This window comes from bacterium (assembly GCA_040757115.1).
Classification (GTDB): domain Bacteria; phylum UBA9089; class CG2-30-40-21; order CG2-30-40-21; family SBAY01; genus JBFLXS01.
The window spans coordinates 20,548-29,334 of sequence record JBFLYA010000023.1; the positions used below are offsets into that span (position 1 = coordinate 20,548).

General features: G+C 35.5%; 10 protein-coding genes and 1 tRNA gene. 2 read left to right on the forward strand and 9 right to left on the reverse strand.

Annotated elements, in window-relative coordinates; translation table 11 throughout:
* Positions 1–231 precede the first annotated feature (231 nt).
* Entirely contained in the window at positions 232–1,044 is an 813-nt protein-coding gene (locus AB1422_03220; GenBank protein MEW6618356.1) for an IS630 family transposase, read from the reverse strand.
* Positions 1,045–1,047: 3 nt separating this feature from the next.
* Entirely contained in the window at positions 1,048–1,293 is a 246-nt protein-coding gene (locus AB1422_03225; GenBank protein MEW6618357.1) for a helix-turn-helix domain-containing protein, read from the reverse strand.
* Between the two features lie 75 nt (positions 1,294–1,368).
* Between AB1422_03225 and AB1422_03230 the strand changes: the two genes are divergently transcribed.
* Positions 1,369–2,022 carry a hypothetical protein gene (locus AB1422_03230; protein MEW6618358.1) on the forward strand — a complete coding sequence of 218 codons (654 nt, stop codon included), beginning with the start codon at positions 1,369–1,371 and terminating at the stop codon, positions 2,020–2,022.
* 59 nt (positions 2,023–2,081) lie between these two features.
* Here the strand turns inward: AB1422_03230 and AB1422_03235 are convergent, their stop codons facing one another.
* The 3 genes from AB1422_03235 to AB1422_03245 form a co-directional block, all read right to left on the reverse strand.
* On the reverse strand, positions 2,082–2,759 hold the full coding sequence (locus AB1422_03235) for an endonuclease III domain-containing protein (GenBank protein MEW6618359.1): 678 nt from the start codon (positions 2,757–2,759) through the stop codon (positions 2,082–2,084).
* A gap of 401 nt (positions 2,760–3,160) precedes the next feature.
* On the reverse strand, positions 3,161–4,384 hold the full coding sequence (locus tag AB1422_03240; GenBank protein MEW6618360.1) for an HD domain-containing phosphohydrolase: 1,224 nt from the start codon (positions 4,382–4,384) through the stop codon (positions 3,161–3,163).
* A 42-nt stretch (positions 4,385–4,426) separates the two neighbouring features.
* The gene (locus AB1422_03245) at positions 4,427–4,945 is read right to left on the reverse strand and encodes a prepilin-type N-terminal cleavage/methylation domain-containing protein (protein MEW6618361.1); all 519 of its coding nucleotides are present in this window, start codon (positions 4,943–4,945) and stop codon (positions 4,427–4,429) included.
* Positions 4,946–5,063: 118 nt separating this feature from the next.
* Between AB1422_03245 and AB1422_03250 the strand changes: the two genes are divergently transcribed.
* Complete coding sequence (locus AB1422_03250; protein ID MEW6618362.1) at positions 5,064–5,225, forward strand: hypothetical protein; 162 nt, start codon at positions 5,064–5,066, stop codon at positions 5,223–5,225.
* Positions 5,226–5,432: 207 nt separating this feature from the next.
* Here the strand turns inward: AB1422_03250 and AB1422_03255 are convergent.
* The 4 genes from AB1422_03255 to AB1422_03270 all read right to left on the reverse strand — a co-directional run bounded on the left by AB1422_03255 (position 5,433) and on the right by AB1422_03270 (position 8,009).
* Positions 5,433–5,520, reverse strand: a tRNA-Leu gene (locus AB1422_03255).
* A gap of 61 nt (positions 5,521–5,581) precedes the next feature.
* Positions 5,582–5,977, reverse strand: a complete 396-nt coding sequence (locus AB1422_03260) for a hypothetical protein (protein ID MEW6618363.1) — start codon at positions 5,975–5,977, stop codon at positions 5,582–5,584.
* A 45-nt stretch (positions 5,978–6,022) separates the two neighbouring features.
* Positions 6,023–7,591: an O-phosphoserine--tRNA ligase gene (sepS, locus tag AB1422_03265; protein MEW6618364.1), complete on the reverse strand. Its 1,569-nt coding sequence runs from the start codon at positions 7,589–7,591 to the stop codon at positions 6,023–6,025.
* 271 nt (positions 7,592–7,862) lie between these two features.
* The gene (locus tag AB1422_03270; protein ID MEW6618365.1) at positions 7,863–8,009 is read right to left on the reverse strand and encodes a hypothetical protein; all 147 of its coding nucleotides are present in this window, start codon (positions 8,007–8,009) and stop codon (positions 7,863–7,865) included.
* Between the last annotated feature and the right edge of the window lie 778 nt (positions 8,010–8,787).

The following is an 8,787-nucleotide window of genomic DNA, read 5'->3' on the forward strand; positions in this document are numbered from 1 at the left end:
GGTGTCTGAAAATAACTCTAATAGTGAAATCTATGCAGATTTGGTGTCCAAAAGGGATTTCCTCCAAAGAGCAAAATGCAAAAAGCAAATATAAAAATTAGTAACCATTCAGGGATATAGCCACAGAGTCACAAAGAACACAGAGGGAATATATAACCACGAATGAACACGAATAATAAAAAGATTTGTAGTGCGAGGCTTATGGTTTTTGCAAAAGTAAGTTCCACTTTTTTAACCTGGTTTTATAAGAACAGGTTTTAGTCCAAGAGAAGTGAATACTTGCTCTCTTTGATCTTTGACATCTTCAAGAAAGTCTTGAGCTCCTTGGATGACTTCTTGTATTTCGGTCCAAGGGTGATTATGGGTAACACAGCGGCGCATCCATCTCCATAATCGTTCCATAGGGTTTAACCATGGAGCATATGTCGGTAAGGGTAACAACTCGATACGGGAATGTTTCTTTAGCCAATCTTCAACTGAGTTGCTAAAATGAACTCCCCAATTGTCCAAAACAATCGTAATTCGTTTAGCCCACCAATATGTTTGCTCGACTTGCTCTAAGAATGTAATGAAAGAAGTAGATGCTCCTGTGAGACTAATTAGGTAAAGGATTTTTCCATATACCGCGTTGACTGCTCCAAAAATACAGCGTGTACTCTCTGAGGTGCCCTTACCAACCTGAGGAGGTTTACTCCCTTTGGGAAAGTAACATTTGCTTAATGTAGGTCGACGTCCCAGGTGACATTCGTCCTCATAAAGAAATACATTCTCATCAGAGCAAACTTGTGCTTTTTGACGACGTTCTTCTATCAATGCAACTTTGTTTAGATATTTAGGATCTGGGCTCCAACATCGATGAACTGCGCATTTGAAACGGATTCCTGCGCGGCGAAGTGTCCTCCATACAGTAGCTTGAGAAACCTGAATGTTTTTTAGAATTATCTCTTTCAACAGAACTAATGTCCAGGTAGAGTGAGGTTCTCCATAAGCTCTTGGATTACTTCGGGCTGCTTGCACTAATTGTTGTGTTTGTTCTGGGTTTATTTTTTAATGCCGTCCCTGTCGAGGACGGCTATATAACCCTGAAATTCCCTCTTTCTCATAGCGACGTATCCAGTAGCGGACTTTTTTCTTAGACATCTGCAAAGCATCAGCAATGTTTGGTACAGAAACCTTCTTAGCTGATAACTGAATTATTCTAACGCGCCGCCAGAGACATGCAGAGGGAGGCCTTCGAGAGAGAAGAGTCAATTCTTCTTGCTCTTCTTCAGTTAATATTTTGACAAAGATCATTTTTTCCCTCCTTTGTCGATAGATTTTTCTCTACTATATTTATCGGCAAGAGAGGCAAAAAAGTGTAACTTATTTATGAAAAAATCATTAGCCTCGCTTCTGGCAAGCCAAAAGGCGAACCTAAAGATTCGCACTACATTTATGGGATGTCAGAGGTTAATTCGTGTGCATTTGTGGTTAATTTCCTTAATTCTCTGTGAACTCTGTGCCTCTGTGGCTGAACGGTTACCCAATTTCTTTATTGGCATAAATGAACTTAAATCTATCCTTAAGGATAAAACAAGTGTTTTTTCTGTTTCTCCTCAAGGTATTTCAAAGGTTTGTTTCTTTAAAGACCATTTTTATAAGTTAGTTCCAACTGAAGGCTATCCGACTATTGAGATTAATGGAATACGGATGCATCAAACTAAGAATATGACCCCTGACCAGGATACAAAACTAAAGATAGAACTCCTGCATATATTTAAAAACGCAACGATATTAGACATTTGCACCGGGCCTGGCTATACAGCCATTGAGGCTTATAAAAAAGGTGCAGAGGTAACTACTATTGAAAAAGATATCTGTGTTCTCGAAATAGATAAAATTAATCCATATTCTAAGGAATTATTTGAAGGAGGGATAAAAATTATTATTGCTGATGCCTTTAATGAGGTAAAAAGGTTTTCTGTCTCGTATTTTGATTTTATTGTTCATGACCCGCCAAGATTTGCTTTATCTCCAGGTTGATAGTTGATAGTTTCATAGACTATCAACCATCAACCATCAACTATCAACTATCAACAATACTATGGGGATTTTGATAGAGAAATGAGTGGGCAATTGGGACAATCAGGTTTTGTCTTACATATCTCTTTTCCCAGTTGAACAATCAAGGCGTGGAATTCATTAAATACCTGCACATCATGAGGTAAGTTGAGCATAAATAGGTTTTGAATCTGGGAATATGAGGCTTTTTCATTAATGAGATTATGTCGGGTTAAAATTCTTCTTGTATAGGCATCAACGACAAAAACAGGTTTATTCCCGGCATATAACAAGATAGAATCTGCGGTTTCTAATCCAATCCCATTTACCGTTAAAAGTTCAGCCCGTAGTTCCCACATTTCTCCTTTAAACATCTGGTCTAAATTACCCAAATAGCGGGCAAACAGGAATTCAATAAACGCCTTTAGTCTTTTAGCCTTGAGTTGGTAATATCCCGCTGGTTTAATTAATGTGGATAGTTCGTCTTGAGGGATTTCTTTTAATTTTTCAGGTTCTAATAAGTTATGTTCTTTCAGGTTGTTAATTGCTTTTTCGACATTTGTCCAAGCAGTATTTTGGGTTAGAATAGCCCCAATGATTATCTCAAAAGGTGTGTCTCCAGGCCACCAGTGTCGTGGTCCAAAAGCCTTAAAAAGCCGCTCATAAATCCAATTAAGAACTTGCTCTTTTTGACTACCTTGTTTTTTATTAATTGACATTTTTACCCCCTTTTTTTTACATACCCCCTTTTTGATAATTCGTAACCGTTGAGGTGGTAATTTACCGCAGAGACGCAGAGGACACACCCCTAACCCCTCTCAAGAGGGGACAGAGAAGACATAGAAATAAATCAGATAACAGAAAAGAGAGTAGAAAGTAGAGAGTAGAAAAGCACAAGGTTTTCTGACTACTAACTATTGACTACTGACTACTGATTTAATGTTGCTGGACTCAAGAGTTTGCTCTGATGAAAATCAGGGATGTTAAGCGTCTCGTCCATAGATTTTCCCCTCTTAAGAGGGGTTAAGGGTGTGTTTTTCTCTGCGTCTCTGCGGTGAACGGTTACAGAAGTTCAAATAAGTAAGTAAAATTTAGTAGCAGATAGGTTATAATTAAAAGGTTATGATTTTTTATTTTTTCTCGTCTGGATAAATGTCTCTATGAGGTTTGGGTCATGTTGATACCCGGCATTTTTAACTAATTCATCTATTGCCTGTTCTTCAGTCATTGCCTCACGATATGCCCTTTTAGAGGTCATTGCATCAAATGCATCCGCAACTGCAATTATCCTTGCCATTAATGGGATTTCCTCTCCCTGTAATCCATCAGGATAGCCTTTACCATCATATCTTTCATGATGGTGTTTAATTCCCGGAACAATCTTTACCATATCTTCTTTTGGAATAAGTAACCGTGCTTCTCTAACTGCGGCTAATGTTCTTTTCATATCTTCAGCTGGCTGAAGGATTTTAACTCCCTTTAGCGGATGTTCCTTCATTATTCTCCATTCGTCATCATTTAACTTGCCAGGTTTATCTAAGATAGCTTCCGAGATACCAATTTTACCCACATCATGTAATCTGGCAGTTAATTCCAGAATATTTTTATCCTTTTCAGACATCTTTAATGCCCGAGCAATATCCAGTGAAAATTCAGTCACTCGTTGCGAATGACCTTCTGTATAGGTATCTTTCTCGTCAATAGCTGATGAGAGAGAACTTACTGTGGTGATAAACAAATCTTGAAGTTGACAAAAAAGACGGGCATTTTGAATAGTAGAGGAGACTAAAGTTCCTAAAGCAAAAAGAAGTTTGGCATCCGGGGTAAAAAAAGGTTCACCTGAAATCTTATCGCCTAAAACTATCACTCCAATTGGCTCATCCTTATATTTTAGTGGCACACATAAAAGATTATTAATTCCTAAAATATGTTCATGAATATTTTTAGAAGATTGGATATTACTATGGATAATATATCTTCCCTCTCTTATTGCCTGGCCCGAAACACCTTCTTCAGCAATAAATTCAGTTTTAAACCTGTTTAATTTCTCTGGTGAAAAACCTATCTCGGCTCGGATCTTTAGTTTATAGTCTTCTTCATCAAATAACATTAAATAGCCATATTTAGTTTCTAAAACATTCATCGCTTTAATCAGAATTTCTACAGGTAACCTATCGACATTGAGCATTGTTCCAAGACTATTGGTAACATCATATAATAGAGATAATTCTTCATAAGCCGTGGATAATGCTTCGGTAACATTATCTAATTCCTTTTCTAATTCTTTAATTCTTGAAATGAGTTTTTCATCTTTAGTCATTTTCTCTCCATTTTTTTCTTTCATTAAGAATACAGAGATGAAATTAGGAGTTAGATTTTTGCACTCCTATTCCTTTTCCTCATGCCCATAATTTGAATAATATATCTTTTCCCGGCTATCTAAGTCATTACAATTAACTCTGATCTCGCCGGTAGTTGAACTGTATATCCAGCCGCCGATATTACTATCTGCTATATCTTGAGCCGTCATCAGTTCTTTTTGTGTATCAATAACCTTAACATTGTTAGAATTGGGATTAGCACCACTGGGGGGATGAGACCTTAATCTCGCCTTTGGGATTTCTAGCATATAATTTGGGACAAAAGCAGGCACATCCTGCCCACCAATATTATGCGGAGTATTATCAAGGCTTTTTGGGAAAATTCCCGGATTGGTACTATAATAGTTATTAATTGCTACCCGTAGATTAGCCAGATGGTCCTTTGTTTTTGCCTCCCTTGACCGTGTCAGAACTTGAGGTATTCTTGCCACGATAATTAAGAGTAAAATGGCTAAGATGAGCACTACTATCATCAACTCCACTAAAGTAAATCCCTTTTTATTTTTTAACATTTTTTTTAACATTTTTTTCCCTCCTTTATTTGTAAGCGTTCAGGTGGTGTAACAAAAGGAGATGTGGAGATTAAGGAGATAGGGAGATATTATTAAAAAAATTGAAATTAATAGAAACTAATAGAAATTTATGGAAATTTGTTGTTTTCCACAATCAATTTCTACCTATTTCTATAAATTTCAATCTATTTCTATTATCTTATCTCCATATCTCCCTTATCTCCTTATCCCCCTTCTTACACTTTTGATGCATAGCCTGAACGGTTACCTTTATTTTTTTGAATTTCAGTAACTATTTACCACAAAGACACGAAGAAAGGGATTCGGGAATAAAACAATCTCTTCCTTCCCTAACTCCAAACCCCGATTTTTCCTTTGTGCCTTCGGGCCCTGGTAACTGATTCATATTTAATATACCATAATTTTGATAAAAAGTCAACATAAATTTACACAAATGATGAAAAATTTGTTTTATTTGTGCTATTCTATGGTATTTTTTTGGTGCCGGAAGCGGGATTTGAACCCGCACACCCATTCGGGCACATGGCCCTCAACCATGCGTGTCTACCATATTCCACCATCCCGGCAATATCAGAGAGTAAACAATGGTCAGTAGTAAACTGTTCACCGTTCAGTTTGGACTCTTCATTAATAATAAATATATATCTCCAGATCAGGTCTTGTATTTCGATGGAGCTGACGGAAATCACGGTCAAAATTTATTTCACTCGTATAACTCAGGACAAGTCTTTTGTTTTTCCCGGTTCCCATTTTGTCTATTAATGAAGTAGGATATTTTAACACTGGCTGTTCTTCTAAATCTACATCTTCATTAACTAACCGAAATCCCGGAATTAATCTACCCTTACTTTTTATATAGTCTTCTTTTACTTCCTTAACTAAATAAGTTCGTTCCTTTCGCTCAAAATAGACATTTGATTTGATTAATACTTTTTTATCCGTAAGTTCTTGTTGAAGAATCTGTAAATTATCCTTTCTTAACTTAGCCCATGGGTCTATTTCTCTATCTTTTTGATAAATCATAAATAACCTTCCTTAATAATTATTATACCCAAAAATCTCATAATGTCAACAATTTTTTATTTGTGCTTTTAGTCCAAAAAACAATGGTCCACCTACCTCTATTTTTTTGTTATTAGCTGTAATATATCGATTTACAAAATCAGGGATAAAAAGGTTAATCTCACTGGGGCGTTTAGCCATTTTGTAGCGTTCATCAATGGTATTTTTACCTTCTTTAATTGCCTTTTCTAATTTAGCCACAAAGCCATTGACAATATTATTCAAATAGATTAAGTTAGTCTTAATTCCATCTACTCGAGCTAAATTAGCCAGATTGCTTAATTTCCCTTTTTGTAATTGGCTCGATAATCCTATGATATTGCCTTCATAGACATATATTTCATTAAAAGCGGCAAAAGAAAGCATTGGTTTTCCCACATCCCAATTATAGACCCAAACTTTTATCTGTTCATCTTGATATGCTAAAATTTCTACAGGTCCAATATCATCCTTATGCAAAGTTGCAGTTTCAATTAACGATTGAGCTAATTTTTCCCCCATAGCCGTTGTTGGAAATCCTTCTACGGTTAGTTCTTGAGTAATATCTTCATCAGTTAATTTTTGTTCTTCCCCATAGACTAAAGTTCGTATATCAGATACCTTTTGTTCAAGCATGGCTAATCTTTCTACCCCAAAACCTAAGTTAAATACAGGGTATTTAATATCATAATTTGCCAATGCCACCGGGGAATAAAATCCAATATTAGCCACTTCAATCTGTTGAGTTCCTATTTGCGAATAGACCTCATATTCTGAACCTGGTGTGTAGTATTTACTCGTAACCTTCTTTTTAATAAATTCGGGTTTGCCAAACCCCAGTTCAAATAAGACCATTTTAGTAAATTCAATTCCATCTTCTGCGGTTATTTCATCATTCATAATTACGACTGAGGCAGATGTGCTTTCGTATAAATGATGCGGGTCAAGTCTTTGTTCCCGTCTAAATCGTGAACCAATGGAAAAAAGTTTCACCGGAATTTTAGTTTGATTTTTAGATAAATAATTAAACCATGCCGCGGTCATATGTGAGCGTAAGGTAAATTTAGTTGGAATTGGTTTTAACGCCTTAAATTCTGGAAAAACCCGGTCAATGATTAAAGTCGCTATTTCTTCTTTAATATCAAGATTTTTGACTAATTCCTCAATCAAGTCATCACTTTCTATTGTTCCTTTTTTAAAGGCACGGAATACCTCTTCTATGTTTTTTTCTTTTTTAAAATCAGGTATAATCTTTTTTATTTCCTCAATCTTACGATTACTAATGCCAATATCAGGTCTTGGTAAGCCTGCCAGGTAAAATATCCTATCTAAAATCACCGGTGCCTCTGGTCCATACTGACGATATACCTCGCCTTCCTCAATAATCGCTGGATTTATTATTTCATCTAATCCAAGTCGTAAGAATACCTCACGGAATTTTAGATTAAGTGAAATAATCGGATGTTCTTTACCTCGAGTGGGTTGTTCCCAGAGCATTTTTCGTCCGCTTAAATTAACTAATTTTGCTGTTTCTAACCATGTTTGTTCAAAATCCTTTTTAGCCTTTTCCTTAATTTTTCTTATATTATATTCCATTATGTTGTAACTATACCATTTATTTATCTCTTTGTCAAATAGTTTTTTTCTTGTACAGTTCTGAAGAGTAAATTTTCATGATTTTTATTTTTAAGATACAATTTGGGGACAAGATGGTAGGGGACATTAGAAAGGACAGTTCTCTCCTGTGTCTCCTGATATATCAAAATATCGGAGTCAAAAAAAAGATTGTCAATATGATAAAAATATGATATGATATGGATTAAAGAGGGAAAAAGAGGGGTTGCTGGAACAAAATAAGGTAGCAGTTCTAAGAAGAATTCAGGCGGATTTGGTAAGGTTGAGACAGGTTTTTCAGGATATTATCTACCTCAATCAGTTGTCTGGTAAAGGCAAACAATAATCCCCTGGTGAAGTTCTTAAAACTACCAAAAACCTTGACAATGTTTAAGTCCATTGCCTTTGCTCATTATAGCACTTATTAATCGAAATTTGACATAGATATGGCTATGAAATTCCAAATCACAAATTCCAAATTCCAAATAAATTCAAATAACCAAAATTCAAAACATTACCCCCATAGTTTGTATTTAGGATTTGAAATTTGGTGTTTATTTGAGATTTGGTGCTTGGGATTTGGGATTTTTTTTACTTATCCACTCTGAGTAAAGTTTTGACTAATAACTGCTATACTTCTGCTGGAAGAGTTGAAAGAGTAGAAAGAGTTGGAAGTGTTGGATGAGTTGAAGGAGTTTCTTCACTTAGACTTACACTGTCACTTACACTGTCACTGACATAGGTAAGACTTAGGAAAAATTCAGGGAGTGAAGTTTTGAGGATGGTTTCCCAAAATGTCACTAATTTCCTGCATAAATAGAGTCTATAGTCTTGTGTCTGATGTCCAGTGTCTGAATCACAGTAAAAGATTAATAAACAACGAAACACCCGAAATGCACAAAAAAAAGGAAATTTCTGTCTCTGGTGAATAGATTTTAATTTTTTCTCTGCGTCTCTGTGTCTGTGCGGTGAACGGTTACCAAATAGGATACCGGTGCGAAATATTCCACAAGTAGTTTAATGCAAATATCAAAATGTCCAAATCAAAAGGACAAAGCAAAATGCAAAAATACTTGTAAGGCAATAAAAAAAATCAAATATTAAATATTAAAAATCAAAAATAAGAATAAAAGAATTCCTTAATTTTGATATTTGCTCTTTGATTTTTGATATGATAT

Excerpts from the sequence above, each read along its gene's own strand:
- AB1422_03250 (MEW6618362.1), top strand. The coding sequence starts at position 5,064 with ATGGAAATTTGTTGTTTTCCACAATCAATTTCTACCTATTTCTATAAA.
- AB1422_03270 (MEW6618365.1), bottom strand. The coding sequence starts at position 8,009 with ATGGACTTAAACATTGTCAAGGTTTTTGGTAGTTTTAAGAACTTCACC.
- AB1422_03240 (MEW6618360.1), bottom strand. The coding sequence starts at position 4,384 with ATGAAAGAAAAAAATGGAGAGAAAATGACTAAAGATGAAAAACTCATT.
- AB1422_03230 (MEW6618358.1), top strand. The coding sequence starts at position 1,369 with ATGAAAAAATCATTAGCCTCGCTTCTGGCAAGCCAAAAGGCGAACCTA.
- sepS (MEW6618364.1), bottom strand. The coding sequence starts at position 7,591 with ATGGAATATAATATAAGAAAAATTAAGGAAAAGGCTAAAAAGGATTTT.
- AB1422_03225 (MEW6618357.1), bottom strand. The coding sequence starts at position 1,293 with ATGATCTTTGTCAAAATATTAACTGAAGAAGAGCAAGAAGAATTGACT.
- AB1422_03235 (MEW6618359.1), bottom strand. The coding sequence starts at position 2,759 with ATGTCAATTAATAAAAAACAAGGTAGTCAAAAAGAGCAAGTTCTTAAT.
- AB1422_03260 (MEW6618363.1), bottom strand. The coding sequence starts at position 5,977 with ATGATTTATCAAAAAGATAGAGAAATAGACCCATGGGCTAAGTTAAGA.
- AB1422_03245 (MEW6618361.1), bottom strand. The coding sequence starts at position 4,945 with ATGTTAAAAAAAATGTTAAAAAATAAAAAGGGATTTACTTTAGTGGAG.